This window comes from Microbacterium hydrocarbonoxydans (assembly GCF_011752045.1).
Taxonomy (GTDB): Bacteria; Actinomycetota; Actinomycetes; order Actinomycetales; family Microbacteriaceae; genus Microbacterium.
This window is the reverse complement of the sequence record NZ_JAAKXW010000005.1, coordinates 395,310-412,143: the sequence shown is the minus strand read 5'-3', so window position 1 is coordinate 412,143 and position 16,834 is coordinate 395,310. Positions and strand designations below refer to the sequence as shown.

The following is a 16,834-nucleotide window of genomic DNA, read 5'->3' as shown; positions in this document are numbered from 1 at the left end:
AAGGGTCAGAGCATGCAGGAGACGCACTCGGTCATGTCGGTGCCCTCGAGCGCCAGCTGACGCAGACGGATGTAGTAGATCGTCTTGATGCCCTTGCGCCACGCGTAGATCTGCGCCTTGTTGATGTCGCGCGTGGTGGCGGTGTCCTTGAAGAACAGCGTCAGCGACAGGCCCTGGTCGACGTGCTGCGTCGCCGCGGCGTACGTGTCGATGACCTTCTCGTAGCCGATCTCGTAGGCGTCCTGGTAGTACTCCAGGTTGTCGTTCGTCATGAACGCGGCCGGGTAGTACACGCGACCGAGCTTGCCTTCCTTGCGGATCTCGATCTTCGACGCGATCGGGTGGATCGAGGACGTCGAGTTGTTGATGTACGAGATCGAGCCGGTCGGCGGCACCGCCTGCAGGTTCTGGTTGTAGATGCCGTGCTTCTGGATGCTCTCCTTCAGCTCGACCCAGTCCTGCTGCGTCGGGATGTGCTTGCCCGCGAAGAGCTCCTTGACCTTCTCGGTCGCCGGCACCCACGCCTGGTCGATGTACTTGTCGAAGAACTCGCCCGAGGCGTACTTCGAGTCCTCGAAGCCGTCGAACGTCTGGCCGCGCTCGATGGCGAGCCGGTTCGAGGCGCGCAGCGCGTGGAACAGCACGGTGTAGAAGTAGATGTTCGTGAAGTCGACACCCTCCTCCGAGCCGTAGTGCACGTGCTCGCGGGCGAGGTAGCCGTGCAGGTTCATCTGGCCGAGGCCGATCGCGTGCGAGCGGTCGTTGCCGTCCTCGATCGAGCGCACCGAGCCGATGTGGCTCTGGTCGCTGACCGCGGTGAGGGCGCGGATCGCCGTCTCGACGGTCTGGCCGAGGTCGTCGGCATCCATCGACAGCGCGATGTTCATCGAGCCGAGGTTGCAGGAGATGTCCTTGCCGATCTCGTTGTACGACAGGTCGTCGTTGTACGTGGTCGGCGTGTTCACCTGCAGGATCTCGCTGCAGAGGTTCGACATGTTGATGCGGCCCTTGATCGGGTTCGCCTTGTTGACCGTGTCCTCGAACATGACGTACGGGTAGCCGGACTCGAACTGGATCTCCGCGATGGTCTGGAAGAACTCGCGGGCGTTGATCTTCGTCTTCTTGATGCGAGGGTCGTCGACCATCTCGCGGTACTTCTCGGTGACGGAGATGTCGCCGAACGGCACGCCATAGACGCGCTCCACGTCGTACGGCGAGAACAGGTACATGTCCTCGTCGTTCTTCGCGAGCTCGAAAGTGATGTCCGGCACGACGACGCCGAGGGACAGCGTCTTGATGCGGATCTTCTCGTCGGCGTTCTCGCGCTTGGTGTCGAGGAAGCGCATGATGTCGGGGTGGTGCGCGTTGAGGTACACCGCGCCGGCGCCCTGACGCGCGCCGAGCTGGTTGGCGTAGCTGAAGCTGTCTTCGAGGAGCTTCATCACCGGGATGATGCCGGAGGACTGGTTCTCGATCTGCTTGATCGGCGCACCGGACTCGCGGATGTTCGACAGCAGCAGCGCCACGCCGCCGCCGCGCTTGGAGAGCTGGAGGGCGGAGTTGATGCCGCGGGCGATCGACTCCATGTTGTCCTCGATGCGCAGCAGGAAGCAGCTGACGAGCTCGCCGCGCTGCGCCTTGCCGGCGTTGAGGAAGGTCGGGGTGGCCGGCTGGAAGCGGCCGGAGATGATCTCCTCGACGAGGCTCACCGCGAGCTTCTCGTCGCCGTCGGCCAGCGCGAGGGCCGTCATCACGACGCGGTCCTCGAATCGCTCGAGGTAGCGCTTGCCGTCGAAGGTCTTCAGCGTGTAGCTCGTGTAGTACTTGAACGCGCCGAGGAAGGTCTCGAAGCGGAACTTCTTCGAGTAGGCGAGGTCGTTGAGCTTCTGGACGAAGTCGAACGAGTACTTCTCGATGACCGCGCCTTCGTAGTACTCCTTCTCGACGAGGTAGTCGAGGCGCTCCCTCAGGGAGTGGAAGAACACGGTGTTCTGGTTGACGTGCTGCAGGAAGTACTCGCGGGCAGCGCGCTTGTCGGCGTCGAACTGGATCTTCCCGTTCGCGTCGTAGAGGTTCAGCATCGCGTTGAGGGCGTGATAGTCGAGCCCCTCGTATGCCGGGTTCGCCTTGAATGCCACCGTCTCGGTCACTGCAGAATCCACCGTCGTTCCAATCCGTCGGTCACGCGATCGACATCGTCCTGTGTGCCGAAGATTTCGAGCCGGTACAAGTGAGGCACGTGGCACTTGCGGCTGATGATGTCGCCGGCGAGGCAGAAGGACTCGCCGAAGTTGGTGTTGCCCGCGGAGATCACTCCGCGGATGTGGCGCCGGTTGCGCTCGTCGTTGAGGAACCGGATCACCTGTTTGGGGACGGCGCCTCTCTCGACGCCGCGTCCCTCGCCCCCGCCGTAGGTGGGGGTGACCAGCACGAACGGCTCGTCGATGACGAGATCCTCCTCCTGCCGGTGGAGCGGGATGCGCCGGGCCGGGAGCCCGAGCTTCTCGACGAAGCGCGCGGTGTTCCCTGAGACGCTCGAGAAGTACACCAGGAGCGGCGCAGCGGTGGCGACGACGCTCATGATCGGGTCCTTACGCCAGGCGCGATGCCAGCTCGTCGATCTTGTCGGGACGGAAGCCCGACCAGTGGTCCTCGTCGGTGACGACGACCGGCGCCTGCATGTAGCCCAGCGCCTTGACCTGCTCCAGGGCCGTCGGGTCCTCCGACAGGTCGTGGATCTCGTACTCGATGCCCTTGGCATCCAGCGCACGGTACGTCGCGTTGCACTGCACGCACGAAGGCTTGGTGTAGACCGTGATCGACATCTCATCCCCTTTAATCTCAGGCTTTTCCGGCAGACCCCCCGCCGGGAGTTCAATACTACATATGGGTGCGGACATTGCGGGCGACCACAAGGGGTAGTAGTTACATCCGTGTAGTTTTCCACCGCTCTCCACTGTTACAACACAGGTTGTCCACGGTTCCTTCCACAGCCCGGGGGCCTCTTCGAGGCCCCGCGAGGCGCGAGAAATCGCGGGTCTCCGAGTCGCTCCGCGGATCCATCCACAGGTGGCACGGTACGCGCGGCATCCGACATTCGATTTCCTGTGGAAATCGCTCTTCGGCGTGTCGTCGGCGTGTCGCGCCCGGTCCGCTTCGAGCGCCGTCGGCGCCGACGGGTACCGTTGTCTGGTGGCGGGATATCGGGAACTTCTACGCACGCCGGGAGTGGCGCGCATGATCGCGGCACAGCTGACGGCGCGCTTCCCCAACGGGATGAGCTCGCTGGCGATCCTGCTGCACGTCGAGCAGCAGACCGGCTCCTACGGCGCCGCGGGCCTCGTGCTCGCCGCCACGAGCGTCGGCCAGGCCGTCGCCGGCCCCATCACGAGCCGGTGGATGGGTGCCTGGGGCATGCGGCGCGTGCTCACCCTCACCCTCACCGTATGCGTGATCGCGGTGCTGGGGCTCGCGCTGCTGCCGCTGAACATCGCCGGCTACATGGCGCTCGGCATGATCGCCGGCCTCTCCACCCCGCCGATCCAGGCTGCGGTGCGCACGATCTACCCGAAGCTGGTGAACGCCTCGCAGCTGACGCCGCTGTTCTCCCTGGACGCCTCCCTGCAGGAGATCATCTGGATCCTCGCCCCCGTGGTGATCACCCTGGTCTCCACACAGGTGGGCACCGTGGAGGGCCTGCTGCTCGTGGCGATCATCCTCGTCGGCGGCGGGGCGTGGTTCATCCTCTCCCCCGAGGTCGGCCGCGTCCGCATCCCGCGCAGCCGCAACGCGCTCGGCAAGGTCGTGCTGAAGCCGCCGGTGCTGATGGCCACGGTGATCGGCTTCCTCCTCATCGGCGCCTGCGCGGCCGTGGAGGTCGGCGTCGTCGCGACCTTCGAGCACGGCAGCATCGAGGCCGGCCTCGTGCTCGCGGTCTTCTCCGTCGGCAGCCTCGCCGGCGGTCTCGCCTTCGGTCATCTGCCGATCGGCCCGTGGGCCATGGCACGGCGCCTCCTCATCGTCACGATCGGCCTCGCGCTGACCATGGTGATGCTCAACGTCTACTGGCTCGGCGGCACTCTGATCCTCGCCGGCATCGGCATCGCCCCCGCGCTCGCGATGCTCTTCGCGATCACCTCCGCGAGCGTGAAGTTCAGCGAGACCGCCGAGGCGTTCGGCTGGGCCGGCACCGGTCAGCTCATCGGCGCCGCCGCGGGCTCCGCCGTGGCCGGCTTCCTCGTCGACGTCACCGACTGGCGGGGCGCGTACCTCGCCGCCACGCTGTTCGCGGCGGCCGGCCTCGTCGTCTCGATCGTGTTCGTGAAGGCGTTCCCCGACCTCCGCGGCCGGGACGCCAGCCCGCACCCCGACACCGAGCCGCTGGCCGTCACCCCCTCCTGAGGGCGACGGCCGGCGACAGGGCGACTGCCGCCGACACGGGCAGGCCCGGCGACGCGGGCACGGCTCTCAGCCGTGCTGGATCCAGGTGGTCTTCCAGTCGGTGTAGTTGTCGAGGGCGTGCCGGGAGAGGTCGCGTCCGAAGCCGGACTGGCCGAAGCCGCCGAACGGCGTGGTGAGCCCGAGCGCGTCCACGGTGTTCACCGACACGGTGCCGGCGACGAGGCGATCGGAGACCCGGTGCGCACGGGAGAGGTCGCTCGTCCACAGCGACGCCGCCAGGCCGTACTCCGTCGCGTTCGCGAGGGCGACCGCCTCCTCCTCGCGGTCGAAGGGCAGCACGGCGACCAGCGGCCCGAACACCTCGACCCGGTGCAGCTCGTGGTCGGCGCCGAGACCGGTGACGACGGCCGGGCGCAGGTAGGCGTCCGATCCGGTGATGGTCACCCGCTCGCCGCCGCTGACGAGGCTGCCGTCGCGCGCGCCGGTCTCGATGGCCCGGCCGACCTCGTCCGCGTGCGCGGCGCTGATCAGGCTGCCGTTGCCGTCTCCGCCGGCGAGCGGGTCGCTCGGCTCGTAGGCCCTGGACGCCTCGACGAGCAGGGCGACGAACTCGTCGTGCGCCGCGCGCTCCACGAGGATGCGGGAGTTCGCCGAGCACACCTGGCCCTGGTTGTAGAAGGCGCCGAAGGCGGCCTTCTGCGCAGCGAGCTCGAGGTCGGCATCCGCGAACACGAGGTTCGCGCTCTTGCCTCCGGCCTCCAGCGCCACCCGCTTCATGTTGGACGAGCCCGAGTCGATGAGGAGCTGCTTGGCGACGGCGGTCGAGCCGGTGAACGCCAGCACGTCGATGTCCGGATGCCGGGCGATGCGGCCGCCGACCGTGGAGCCGCGTCCGGGCACGACGTTCAGGACGCCCGCCGGCAGCCCGGCCTCGAGTGCGAGGTCGGCGAGCCGGAGGGCGGTGAGCGAGGTCTCGGCGGCCGGCTTGTGCACGACGCTGTTGCCCGCCGCGAGCGCGGGGGCGAGCTTCCACGCCGCGATCTCCAGCGGGTAGTTCCACGGAGTGATCGCGCCGACGACGCCGAGGGGCACCCGGCGCACGAGCGCGGTCGATCCGGGCGGAGTCGCCGGGATCTCGTCCCAGCGCTTGTCGGCGAGCTGCCCGTACCAGCGGAACGTCTCGGCAGTGCCCGGCACGTCGACGGCGAGGGTCTGCGCGATCGGCTTGCCCGAGTCGAGCGTCTCCAGCAGGGCGAGCTCCTCGAGGTTGTCCTCGACGAGCTCGGCGAGGCGGATGAGCACGCGCCCGCGCTCGGCAGCGCCGAGACGGCTCCACCGGCCGTCCTCGAACGCTGCGCGGGCGTGCCGCACGGCGACGTCCACGTCCTCCGCGCCTCCTGCGGTGAGGTCCGTGAGATGGGTGAGGGATCCGGGACTGACCACCGGGATGGTGGCGCCGTCCGCGGCGTCCACTCGGCGGCCGTCGACGACCGCCCTGCCGTCGATCCGCAGCTCGTCTGCGCGGGCCTTCCAGTCGATCGTGCTCATGCGGTGCCTCCTTCGATGGCGGTGTCGATGGCCGTCCACGCCATGAGCACGGCGGCGTCGAGGAGTGCGCGCTCGGCGGTCGGGCCGACGCAGGCCGCCGCGAACTCCTTCTGGTGGTTCGAGTACGGCAGCGAGTCGATGCCGATGTACGGGTGGATCGCGGGCACGAGCTGCGACACGTTGCCCATGTCGGTCGAAGCGCGGTTCATCCGCCCGGCGACCGCGGGGTCGGCGAACACGCGCCCGCGCTCGAGCGCGCCGCGGCGGTAGGCGGCGAGCGCGCGCTCGTCGGTGCGGAACTCGGCGTACGGCTTCGACTCGGGGGTGATCGTGAGCCCGGCGCCGGTCGCGAGCGCGCCCGCCTCGAAGCACCGGCGCACGCGCTCCTCGAGCACGGCGAGCTCGTCGAGGGTCTCGGCGCGCCAGTACCAGCGTCCCTCGGTGCGCTCAGGGATCGCGTTGGGCGCGAACCCGCCCAGGGTCTGGATGCCGTGCACCCGCGTCTCCGCGGGCAGCTGCTGGCGGAGCATCCCGATGGCGACCTGCGCGATCACGAACGCGTCGTTGGCGTTCACGCCCTGATCGGGGTAGGCGGCGGCGTGCGCGGACACGCCGTCATAGGCGACGTGGCTGTGCGCGACGGCGAAGGGCCGGGCCTCCGCGACGTCGACCGGGGCGGGGTGCACCATCATCGCGAGGTCGAGATCGGTGAAGGCGCCGCGGTCGATCAGCTCGATCTTGCCGCCGCCGCCCTCTTCGGCCGGGGTTCCGTAGATGCGCACGGTGATGCCCAGCTCGTCGGCCAGGCCCGCGAGCGCGAGGCCGGCGCCGACGGCGCTCGCGGCGATGAGGTTGTGGCCGCAGGCATGACCGAGCCCCGGCAGGGCGTCGTACTCGGCCATGATCCCGATCGTCACCGGCCCGGAGCCGGCCTCGGCGAGCAGAGCGGTCTCCAGGCCGAGGTAGGCCGCCGTCACCCGGAATCCGGCCCCGGCGAGCGCGTCGCCGACCCAGGCGGCGGCGCGGTGCTCCTCCCAGGCCGTCTCCGGGTGCGCGTGCAGCGTCTCCGAGAGCGCGATGAGACCGGATGCCGCGCCGGAGACGGCCGCGTCCGCGGTCGCCTTCAGCGCCGTCGCCTGGTCACTCATCGCCGGGGACCCCGTACGAGGGGGCCGCGTCGGGGGCCAGCGCGCGCATCACGTAGGCGTCGCGCTGCGGCATCCACCGCTCGAGCAGCTCGCCGAGCTCGGCGATCGGATCGCCCTCGGTCCAGTCCACGCGCAGGTCCGTCACCCGCCACCCGGCGTCGTGGACGACGGAGATCCCGGCCGAGTGCACCGGCCCCGCCTCGCCCCCGGCATCCATCGCGGCGCGCATCGCGGCGAGCAGGCGGTGCTCGAGATCGCCGGCCGCGCTCTCGAACGCGGCGACCATGAGCTGCGGGATCGCCGCGGAGGCGAGCATGTTGCCGCCCGCCACCACCCCGGGGCCCGAGGCGTCGCCGAAGACGCCGAGCGCGCGCTCCCCGGAGTGCACGGCCGTGCCGCCGGCGGAGTCGACGACGAGCACCTGGCGGAACGCCGTGTCGGCGGCGTCCGCGAGCACGGCATCCAGCGCCTGCCGCGCCGAGACGCCGTCGCGCAGCCGCTCGATGATCAGCGGGCCGAGCCTCGGGTCGGTGATGTTCTGCGAGTTCACGGCCCCCACCCCGTCGGCGAGGGACAGGCAGCGGGCGGCGACGGCCGGCGACGAGGAGGAGATCGCCGAGCCGAAGGCGCCGGAGGCGTCGCGGGCGACGATCGAGAACGTCATCGGCCCTCCCCCGCCGGCGCGCTGATGACGGCGGTCGCGTCGATCTCGACGAGCCACTCCGGACGTGCGAGCGCGCTCACCACGATGCCGGTGGAGACGGGGAAGACGCCCTTCAGCCAGCGCCCCATCACGCGGTAGACGGGCTCGCGGTAGCGCGGATCGATGATGTACACGACGACCTTGACGATGTCGTCGAGGGAGGAGCCGGCCTCCTCGAGCAGCATCGCGATGTTCGCCATCGCCTTCTCGGCCTGCGCCTCGACGTCGCCGATGCCGACCGACTCGCGGGTCTCCAGGTCCTGCCCGATCTGGCCGCGGAGGTACACCACGCCGCCGGCGACGACGGCCTGGCAGAGGTCGTTGTCGAGGTTCTGCTCGGGATAGGTGACCTTCGTGTTGAAGGGGCGGATGCGGGTGTGGTTCGTCATGACAGTGCTCCGGTCGCGGTGAGCTGGCGTGCTGCTGGTTCGCGGCGCGGCGCGTAGGCGCTGTAGCCGCGCTGGATCTGGATCTGGTCGGCGAGGTAGCGCGCGTCGTGCCACACGCCCCAGATGAAGCTCGAACCCCGGCGGGACTGCCAGGGCAGGCCGAGGAAGTAGAGTCCGGGTTCGACGGACACTCCGCGCTGGTGGCGCGGGCGTCCTCGCTCGTCGAAGGCGTCGAGCTCGATCCAGGAGTAGTCCACCGCGAATCCGGTGGCCCAGACGATCGACGTGATCCCCGCGGCCGCGAGGTCGAGCTCGCGGATCGGCTCGGTGAGGCAGGGCGGGTCCGGCAGGATGACGCGCGCCTCCGGCTCCTCGGGCAGGTCGAGGCCGTTGCGCTCGATGTAGGCGTCAGCCTCGTCGAGGAGCTCGAAGTGGTTCGCGTCCCCGGCGGCGATGTTCCTGGCCAGGTCGCCCGCGAAGCTCATCACGCCGTCCCGGTAGGCGCCGGCGCGGCCGAGCAGGGTGATGCCCTCGGCTGCGAGACGGCGGAAGTCGACGGTGTGACCGCCGCGGGCGCCGCTCACCGCGATCGTGACGTGCTCGGCTCCGGGCCGGGGTGCCGCCGCTTCCCACTTGCCGAGGACGCCGAGCCACCAGCAGAAGTCGCGGTCGCGATAGCTGCGCGGCGGGCGGTCGTGCGGGCCGACCGCGATGTGCACCTGCCGGCCGGCGCGCCGCAGCTCGTCGGCGATCTGCACGCCCGAGGAGCCGGCCCCGACGACCAGCACTCCGCCCTCGGGGAGCTGCTGCGGGTTGCGGTAGGAGCTCGAGTGCAGCTGGTGGAGACCGGCGGCTTCCGGCACGACCTCGGGGATGACCGGCTTCTGGAAGGGGCCGGTGGCGGCGACGACGTGACCGGCGCGGATGACGCCGGACGAGGTCTGCACCTCGAAAACGGGGCGGCCGGGGATGCGGCGGACCGATGTCACCTCGACTCCGGTGCGCACCGGCGCCTCGATCTGCGCGGCGTACGCGTCGAAGTAGGCCGCCACCTCGTCCTTGCTCGCGAAGGCGTCGTCGTCGACGTCGAAGGCGAGTCCGGGGAACCGGTCGTGCCAGGCGGGGCCGTTCGCGACGAGCGAGTCCCAGCGACCGGTGCGCCAGCGCTCGGCGATCCGGTCCTTCTCCACGACGATGTGGGCGATGCCACGATCGCGCAGGTGCTCGCTCATGGCGATGCCGGCCTGGCCCGCCCCGACGACGAGGACGTCGGTCTCTTCGATCGGCATCCCGACCTCCATTGCTCCTGTTTCGACTGGACCTCTTCAGGCTAGGAACACCTCTGGCATCTGTATAGATGAGATTGGCGACGCACCGTATCTACTCAGTTGATACAGTGTCGCCATGGCACGCCTCGCCCGCCCCGACATGACCCTGGTCCAGCTGCGCTATTTCCTCGCCGCGGCAACGAAGCGCTCCATGACGGAGGCGTCGCTCGACCTCCACGTCGCGCAGTCCGCCGTCTCCACCGCGATCGCCCAGCTGGAGCGGGGCCTGGGCGTGCAGCTGTTCGTGCGGCAGCGCAGCCGCGGCCTGGCGCTGACGGATGCCGGAGAGCAGCTGCTCCTCGACGCCCGCTCGCTGCTCGCGCAGGTCGACGAGATGACCGACACGGTGCGGGGAAAGCACTACGACGTGCGGGGCACGCTGCGGCTGGCCTGCTTCGTCACGCTGGCGCCGTTCGTGCTCCCGCGCCTGATCTCGCGCGTGCGGGAGCTGCATCCGAACCTGCGGATCGAGATCATCGAGGCCGACGTCGACGGCACTACCGACCTGCTGCTCTCCGGCAGCGTCGAAGCGGCGATCGCCTACGACTTCGGCCGCGCGCACGACCTCACCTTCGACCGGCTCTACACCTCGGCGCCGCACGTCATCCTCGCCCACGACCATCCGCTCGCGGGACGCGAGGAGCTCGCGCTGACCGATCTCGACGGGGAGGACCTTGTGCTGCTGGACACGCCGCACTCTCGCGAGTACTTCCTCGGCATGCACGAGGCGGCCGGCGTCGAGCCGCGCGTGCGCTACACCTCGCGCAGCTACGAGACGATCCGGTCGCTGGTGGGCCGCGGCGAAGGCTACTCGGTGCTCAACCACATCCCGCAGTCCCCGATGACCTACGACGGCGGCGAGGTGGTCGCGGTGCCCCTCGCGGGTCCGCGCGCGGACCCGCTCGAGGTGTGCTTCGTGCGCGTGACGAACGTCCGGCCGACCGCTCGCGCCCGCGTGATCGGCACGCTGGCCCGGGAGATGTTCGGCTCAGGAGCGTCCGGCCCCGCGTGATGCCCGGGTCCGCGCTGATCCCCCGACCACGCGGACCCGGGAGCCGTGCCGCCTCAGCAGTGGCAGCCGCCGGGCTCGCAGTGCGCGCCGCCTTCGGCCCGCGGGGACGGCGGCACGTCGAGCGCGGGGTTCGCGTCGAAGAAGCCGGTGGGCTTGAGCGTGAAGCCGGTGTAGTCCACGGGCATGATCGGCCAGTCCTCGGGACGCGGGAAGTGCGTGAGCCCGAACGAGTGCCAGAGCACGATGTCCTCGCCGTCGATGGCCCGGTCGGCCGCGACGTACTCGGGCAGGCCCGGCGAGCCGACGCTCTGGTTCACGTAGTCGCCCGCCGGATACCGCTCGTCCTCGGCGTAGCGGGTGACCCAGAGATGCTCGGTCGCGAAGGCCGCGCGGCGGCTGATCGACGCGTCCTCGGCGGCGGCGAGCGTCGGCTGGCCCTGCGGGAACAGCGTGTACGCCACCGGCTCCCCGACGAGGTTCGTCTTCTCGGTGCTGACGATCTCCCAGACCCGGCCGGCGAGGCCGTCGGCCTTGCGCCGCGCCTGCGACTCGGTCCCGAGCACGCGGCGGGAGCGGGTGAACGCGTTGCCGTGCGGGTTGCCCTCGCCCTTCGGCACGCGCTGCAGGTCGAGCTCGTGCACCGCGTTGCGGTCGCCGTCGACGGCCATGTCCAGGCGGGCGCAGAACAGGTGCTGGTGGAAGGGCGCGCCGAGGCCGGGGGCGATCTGTGACGCGTAGGGATAGCCCTCCCCCGGATACCGGGCGGTGAACACGATGCCGGTGGCCTTCGCCTCGAACTGGATGGTGCCGTCGAGGTAGAAGTACCAGTAGAAGCCGTAGTCGTAGTTGCCGACGGTGGTGAAGAAGCTCACCACGAGCCGGCGCTGGCGTCGCGAGGAGCTGTGCCCCGCCCACTCGTCGGTGTGCTTCCAGAGCAGGCCGAAGTCCTCCTCGTGGATGCAGATGCCCTGGGAGATCTCGCGCGGGTTCCCGAAGTCGTCGGCGACGACCGGCGAGAGGTAGGTGATCTCGCCGAGGCAGTCGCAGCCGAGCTCCAGGGAGTTCGCGTCGCGGCCGACGAGGTACTCGCCGGTGTCGAAGTAGTTCTGCCAGGAGCGGTACGGGGCCGGGTCTCCGTAGGGCACCACCATCTCGGCGATCGAGGCGCGCTCGATGATCGAGCGGCGGGTGCCGCGGTCGTCGAAGCCGATCTGCCCGATCACGAGCCCCTCACGCGCGTCGAACCCGATGTGCATGTCCCACTTCTGCCACCGCAGCACATTGCCCTCGAGCGTGAAGCTGGGGCCCTCGGGCTGGATGATCTGCAGCGGCTTGAGGTCGGTGCGCAGCGGGCCGGTGAGCTCCGGCGACTCGAAGTTCCCGTTCGTGATCGGGTCGTCGCTCGGCCCGTCGTCGATGATCCGCACGACACGGCGCTCGATCATGTCGACGAAGGCGACCAGCTGGTCGACGGGGTTGCCCCAGGCGTACTGGCCGGGCTCCTTCTGCACGAAGGCGAGGCCGCGCAGCAGGCGCCGGCCCTCCTCCCCCTCGTAGTCGAAGATGCCGGCCGACAGCGGCGCGACGCGCACCTGCTCGGGGGCGAGGCGGCGCGAGGCGAGAGCATCCCGCCAGCCGTCGTCGGCGGCGAGGATCGACTCGATCGCCTCGAACTCCTCGAAGAGCACCGGCGCCTGGCCTGCGACCTTCGGGTCGACGGCGTGGGCCGAGACCGTGCGGCCCGCGGTCAGGTCGACGAGCACATCGGTGGTGTCGCCGTTCGCCGTGTCGAGCAGCACGACGCGCGCCCGACGAGGAACGTCGCCTCCGGCCCGCAGCAGCGCCTTCTCGGGCTCCTTGAGCGAGAGGTACGCCACGCGCACGGTGTCGCCGAGGCGCCCCTCCGCGACGAGGTGGTCGCGGACGGCCGTGATCTCGGCCGCGCTGAGCGGGTCCAGCGGGTGCGTGCGCTGCGCCGTGAGGACGATCGGTGTGATCACGATGCTCTCCAAAAACTGCGATGTCAGGGTCTTCGAGGGCCGGAGCGGCCCGTTGCTTCGAGTGAACCGCACGGGAGGCCGGGCTGGCCAATATCCGTCCGATGTGCACTGAATCAGTTCACGTGATGCAGACCACCGGTGGGGATCAGTTGATCGGATGCTGCGAGATCGTCACAGCGCGGCGAGCGCCATCAGCACCGCGCCGGTCCCCATCAGCGCGTACTGACCGCGCTCGGCGCGGCCGGCCGCGCGTGCCGCGGCGACGACGGACGCCACGCCGTAGCCGGCGCAGACGAGGACGACGAGGGCGGTGAACGCCCCGACCCCGAGCCCGTGGTGCGCCGAGGCCGCCGTGGCCCCGACGCCGTGCATGGCGGGCAGGCACACCGCGGTGGTCACGAAGCCCAGCGGGCCGTGGCTGCTCTCGCACGCGCCGAGGCGCGGCAGCGCGCCCCGGCTCACCAGCGCCGAGCGGGCCGCGGCGGATGCCATCGCGGCGGCGAGCAGCAGCGCCATGGCGTACACGGCCGGCACGAGGCGCAGCCACATCGCGTCCGCCATGGCGGTGAGCATCACGATGCTCGCGAGCAGGTCAGGGCGGCAGGCGCGGTCGCGGAGTCCCGGATGCACAGCGACCGCCGTCGCCATGGCGGCGAGGGCGGCCGCGTGCAGCGTCTCGGGGAGACTCACGGCGCGAGCCGGGCCATCAGGCCTCGACCAGGCCGTCGGCGCGATCCCTGGCGCGCTGCCACAGGTAGCCGACCAGGGCGAGGGCGGTGATCGCGAGGAGGGTGCCGATCGTGAAGAGCTCGAAGGTGAGCTGGTCGACGCCCCAGATGTCGAGGAAGTCGTACTCCAGCCCGAGGGCCGCCTCGAGGGTGCCGGGGAACACGGCGACCCAGGAGCCGAGCGCGACCCAGGCGTAGATGAGGACGGTGCAGATCCACACGCCGGCCTTGCCGCCGGGGATGCGGTAGGGGCGGTGCACGGCGGGGTGGGTGCGGCGCAGCACGATGATCGTCGGGAAGATGATGAGGTACGACAGCAGCAGCGTCGAGATCGCGATGATCAGCACGACGAAGAACACGGCGGCGGCGTCGCCGCTGAGCAGCATGGTCGCCGCGATGCAGAAGACGGAGGCGACCACGCCGGACAGCAGGTTCATGCGCACCGGGGTGCCGAAGCGCTCGGAGAACCTGCCGAAGTAGCGGAAGAACGCGCCATCGGCGCCGGCAGCGGCCATCACCCGGTCGGAGGCGATCATCCAGGCGCTGGCCTGCGTGAAGACGATGAAGATGAACGCCATCGCGGCGACGCCCATGACGAGCTCGGAGGCGCCGCCGTAGACGACGAAGACCTCCTTCAGCGCGTCGAGGAAGCCGCTCGCTCCGGCGACCTTCTCGGAGGGGAGGACGGCGAGGATGCCGAAGATCGGCACCAGATAGCAGAGCATCGAGATGATCCCGGAGGTCGCGATGGCCTTGGGGACGTCGCGCTGCGGGTTGCGCATCTCCTCGGCCGCGCCGTTCGGCGCCTCGAAGCCGACCACGGCGAAGAGGATGACGGGAGTCACCGCGAGGAAGCCGGCGAGAGTCGGTGTGAAGTCGCCTGCCGCGTAGCCGTGCACGCCGTGCTGGATCGCATACAGACCGACCGTGACCACGAAGATCGCGAGCAGGAGGACCTTGACGATCGCGCCTGCGGCCACGATCTTCTTGCCGTGCTGCAGGCCGATGACGGCGGTCGCGATCGCCAGCCAGATGAAGACCAGCTTGAAGACGTAGTCGGCGAGGCTCCCGTCCTCGATCGGGGAGATGTAGGCGCTCCAGGTCGCCACGGCGACGAACACCAGCGACCCGCCCATCCAGAGCGGGTTCGTGATCCAGTAGAACATCGTCGCGATGGCCGCTGCGAGCTTGCCGAACGCGAGGCGCACCCAGACGAACGGACCACCCTCGCCGTGGAAGGCGCTGCCGAGCTCGGCGATGACCATCGCGTACGGGAAGAGGAAGGTGACGCCGATCACGAGCGTCCAGGTGAACGCCTCGGCGCCGCCGAGCGAGGCGATCGCGGCGACGGTGTCGATCGCGATGATCGCGCCGACGGAGAGGAAGACGATGTCCACGCGGCCGAGCGTCTTGCGCAGCGGCTGCGTCCGGATGTCGGACGTCTCTAGTTCTACGGTCATGGCGGGGTTTCCTCTCATACGCCATCGGATGCGTACAGTGAACCGCAGCAGCCATGCATCTGGCCAATATAGGTGACCGCTCCCCTGCATCACTTCTGTTGATGCAGGGTCCGGCACCCTTCGACGGGCGGTCGTAGGCTGGGCACATGCCTGCGCCGCTCACGCTTCCTCGCATGTCCTGGGGCTCCCCCGGCTCCCCCCACCGGGCGCTCCTCGTGCACGGACTCGGTTCGTCCGGCGCATTGATGTGGCGGTTCGGGGATGCCCTGGCGAATGCCGGCTGGCACGCGACCGCCGTCGACCTGCGCGGTCACGGCGACGCTCCCCGCTCCCTCGACTACACGATCGCCGCCTACGGCGCCGACCTCGCCGCGACCCGCCCCGACGGCGGCGGCGCCTGGGACGCGGTGATCGGCCACTCGCTCGGCGGCGCCTCCAGCACGGTGGCCGCGGCATCCGATCCGGAGTGGACCCGTCGGCTCGTGCTCGTCGACCCGGCCATCCATCTCGACGGCCGGGACGCGAAGGTGATCCGCAAGAGCCAGGAGCGCGCCTTCGCCGACAACCGCGTCGAAGCCGTCCGGGCCGAGCATCCGCACTGGCACCCGCAGGACATCGAGCTCAAGGTCGACGCCGTGCACCGCACCAGCCGCTGGGCCGTCGAGCAGACCAGCGCCCAGAACAGGCCGTGGGATGTCCGCCCCGAGGCCGCGAGGCTGACCGTTCCCACCCACGTGATCGCCTCCGATCCGGCGATCTACAGCCTGTTCACCGGGGAGCCCGCCGCGGAGATCCTCGCCGCCAACCCTCTCCTGACGATGTCGGTCGTCGAGGGCGCCGGGCACTCGCTGCACCGCGACAGGCCCGAGGAGTCCGTCCGCCAGCTGCTGGAGGCGCTGAAGTGCGACGTACTGAGCGAGCGAAGCGAGACGAAGTGAGCGATTTCGACCCGACCGCGTATCTGCCCGACGAGCTGCTGGAGCGCATCCGCGAGCGCGCGCCGATCCACGACCGCGAGAACACGTTCCCGCAGCAGGACCTCGACGAGCTGCGGGCGGCGGGCTATCTGTCGATCCTCGTGCCCGAAGCCCGCGGCGGCGGCGGTCTCGGCCTCGCCGAGGCCGCGATCCTGCAGCAGCGCCTGGCCACGGCCGCCCCCGCCACCGCCCTGGCGATCAACATGCACCTGGTCTGGACCGGCGTCGCGAAGGTCTTCTCCGACCGTGGCGTGCCGGGGCTCGAGTTCGTGCAGGACGGCGCCGTCGCCGGCGAGGTCTACGCCTTCGGCATCAGCGAGGGCGGCAACGACCTCGTGCTGTTCGGCAGCGACACGGAGGCCGTCCCCGACGGGGACGGCGGGTACGCGTTCACCGGCACGAAGATCTTCACCTCGCTCGCTCCGGTGTGGACGCGCCTCGGCCTGCACGGCCTCGACACGACGAGTGCCGATGCCCCGAAGCTCGTGTTCGCGTTCGTGGAGCGGACGGATGCCGTCGTCACCGGCGATGACTGGGACACCCTGGGCATGCGCGCGACGCAGAGCCGGACGACCCGGCTCGACGGCGCGGTGGCCGACGCCGCGCACGTGGTGCGCCGCATCGACCCAGGGCCGAACCCCGATCCGATCGTGTTCGGCATCTTCAGCGTCTTCGAGATCCTGCTCGCCTCCGTGTACACGGGGATCGCGCGACGCGCTCTGGACCTCGCCGTGCTGACCGTGCAGAAGAGGCGCTCGAAGAAGACCGGGGCCGCCTACAGCCAGGACCCGGACATCCGCTGGCGGATCGCCGACATGGGCCTGGCCTACGACGCGCTGCCGCCGCAGATCGCCGCGCTCGCCCGCGACGTCGACGAGCAGGCCGACCACGGGACGCGCTGGTTCACGCTCCTGTCCGGTGTCAAGCACAGGGCGATCACGATGGCGAAGCACGTCGTCGACCAGGCGATGCTCACCGCGGGCGGCGGCGCCTACTTCTCCTCGAACGAGCTCTCCCGGCTCTACCGCGACGTGCTCGCCGGCGCGTTCCACCCCTCCGATCCGGAGTCGGCGCACGCCACCGCCGCGACCGCCTGGCTGGGTCCGATCGAGCCCTGACTGCCGTATTCGCAGGCATTTG

At 70.0% G+C, this 16,834-nt stretch carries 15 protein-coding genes; 4 read left to right on the top strand and 11 right to left on the bottom strand.

Features of this window, described 5'->3' with window-relative positions:
• Nucleotides 1-5 precede the first annotated feature (5 nt).
• Genes nrdE through nrdH form a run of 3 tightly spaced genes read right to left on the bottom strand, consistent with a single transcriptional unit; the run spans nt 6 to nt 2,825 of the window.
• Nucleotides 6-2,150 carry a class 1b ribonucleoside-diphosphate reductase subunit alpha gene (gene nrdE, locus G6G98_RS15915; RefSeq protein WP_067354982.1) on the bottom strand — a complete coding sequence of 715 codons (2,145 nt, stop codon included), beginning with the start codon at nt 2,148-2,150 and terminating at the stop codon, nt 6-8.
• Entirely contained in the window at nt 2,147-2,581 is a 435-nt protein-coding gene (gene nrdI, locus G6G98_RS15910) for a class Ib ribonucleoside-diphosphate reductase assembly flavoprotein NrdI (protein ID WP_164234463.1), read from the bottom strand. Before nrdI ends, nrdE begins: the two co-directional genes overlap by 4 nt.
• A gap of 10 nt (nt 2,582-2,591) precedes the next feature.
• Nucleotides 2,592-2,825 carry a glutaredoxin-like protein NrdH gene (gene nrdH, locus G6G98_RS15905; protein ID WP_017202656.1) on the bottom strand — a complete coding sequence of 78 codons (234 nt, stop codon included), beginning with the start codon at nt 2,823-2,825 and terminating at the stop codon, nt 2,592-2,594.
• Nucleotides 2,826-3,237: 412 nt separating this feature from the next.
• Here nrdH and G6G98_RS15900 point away from each other — a divergent pair, with 412 nt between their 5' ends.
• The gene (locus tag G6G98_RS15900) at nt 3,238-4,401 is read left to right on the top strand and encodes an MFS transporter (RefSeq protein ID WP_164234462.1); all 1,164 of its coding nucleotides are present in this window, start codon (nt 3,238-3,240) and stop codon (nt 4,399-4,401) included.
• A 66-nt stretch (nt 4,402-4,467) separates the two neighbouring features.
• On the opposite strand, the gene G6G98_RS15895 is transcribed toward G6G98_RS15900, so the two are convergent.
• From G6G98_RS15895 to G6G98_RS15875, 5 genes are read right to left on the bottom strand one after another with little or no spacing between them, the layout of a single operon-like run.
• Nucleotides 4,468-5,949, bottom strand: a complete 1,482-nt coding sequence (locus tag G6G98_RS15895) for an aldehyde dehydrogenase family protein (protein WP_164234461.1) — start codon at nt 5,947-5,949, stop codon at nt 4,468-4,470.
• Nucleotides 5,946-7,097, bottom strand: coding sequence for an amidohydrolase (locus G6G98_RS15890; RefSeq protein ID WP_164234460.1), 1,152 nt, complete (start codon nt 7,095-7,097; stop codon nt 5,946-5,948). The genes G6G98_RS15895 and G6G98_RS15890 overlap by 4 nt, the downstream gene beginning before the upstream one ends.
• Nucleotides 7,090-7,761, bottom strand: coding sequence for a DUF1028 domain-containing protein (locus G6G98_RS15885; RefSeq protein ID WP_164234459.1), 672 nt, complete (start codon nt 7,759-7,761; stop codon nt 7,090-7,092). Before G6G98_RS15885 ends, G6G98_RS15890 begins: the two co-directional genes overlap by 8 nt.
• Nucleotides 7,758-8,189, bottom strand: coding sequence for a RidA family protein (locus tag G6G98_RS15880; RefSeq protein WP_164234458.1), 432 nt, complete (start codon nt 8,187-8,189; stop codon nt 7,758-7,760). Before G6G98_RS15880 ends, G6G98_RS15885 begins: the two co-directional genes overlap by 4 nt.
• Nucleotides 8,186-9,478: a flavin-containing monooxygenase gene (locus tag G6G98_RS15875; RefSeq protein ID WP_164234457.1), complete on the bottom strand. Its 1,293-nt coding sequence runs from the start codon at nt 9,476-9,478 to the stop codon at nt 8,186-8,188. The genes G6G98_RS15880 and G6G98_RS15875 overlap by 4 nt, the downstream gene beginning before the upstream one ends.
• A gap of 115 nt (nt 9,479-9,593) precedes the next feature.
• On the opposite strand from G6G98_RS15875, the gene G6G98_RS15870 reads away from it, so the two are divergent.
• A complete protein-coding gene (locus tag G6G98_RS15870; protein ID WP_067354964.1) occupies nt 9,594-10,529 on the top strand; it encodes a LysR substrate-binding domain-containing protein in 936 nt (311 codons plus the stop codon).
• Between the two features lie 53 nt (nt 10,530-10,582).
• Here the strand turns inward: G6G98_RS15870 and G6G98_RS15865 are convergent, their stop codons facing one another.
• The 3 genes from G6G98_RS15865 to G6G98_RS15855 all read right to left on the bottom strand — a co-directional run bounded on the left by G6G98_RS15865 (nt 10,583) and on the right by G6G98_RS15855 (nt 14,717).
• Nucleotides 10,583-12,529 (bottom strand): primary-amine oxidase, encoded by a 1,947-nt coding sequence (locus G6G98_RS15865; protein ID WP_243842150.1) that lies wholly within the window; start codon nt 12,527-12,529, stop codon nt 10,583-10,585.
• A gap of 171 nt (nt 12,530-12,700) precedes the next feature.
• Nucleotides 12,701-13,219, bottom strand: a complete 519-nt coding sequence (locus G6G98_RS15860; RefSeq protein ID WP_067354959.1) for a hypothetical protein — start codon at nt 13,217-13,219, stop codon at nt 12,701-12,703.
• Nucleotides 13,220-13,235: 16 nt separating this feature from the next.
• Nucleotides 13,236-14,717: an APC family permease gene (locus G6G98_RS15855; RefSeq protein WP_208321516.1), complete on the bottom strand. Its 1,482-nt coding sequence runs from the start codon at nt 14,715-14,717 to the stop codon at nt 13,236-13,238.
• A 146-nt stretch (nt 14,718-14,863) separates the two neighbouring features.
• On the opposite strand from G6G98_RS15855, the gene G6G98_RS15850 reads away from it, so the two are divergent.
• Nucleotides 14,864-15,655, top strand: a complete 792-nt coding sequence (locus G6G98_RS15850) for an alpha/beta fold hydrolase (protein WP_067354952.1) — start codon at nt 14,864-14,866, stop codon at nt 15,653-15,655.
• Nucleotides 15,652-16,812 carry an acyl-CoA dehydrogenase family protein gene (locus G6G98_RS15845; protein WP_067354949.1) on the top strand — a complete coding sequence of 387 codons (1,161 nt, stop codon included), beginning with the start codon at nt 15,652-15,654 and terminating at the stop codon, nt 16,810-16,812. The genes G6G98_RS15850 and G6G98_RS15845 overlap by 4 nt, the downstream gene beginning before the upstream one ends.
• The last annotated feature ends 22 nt before the right edge of the window (nt 16,813-16,834 follow it).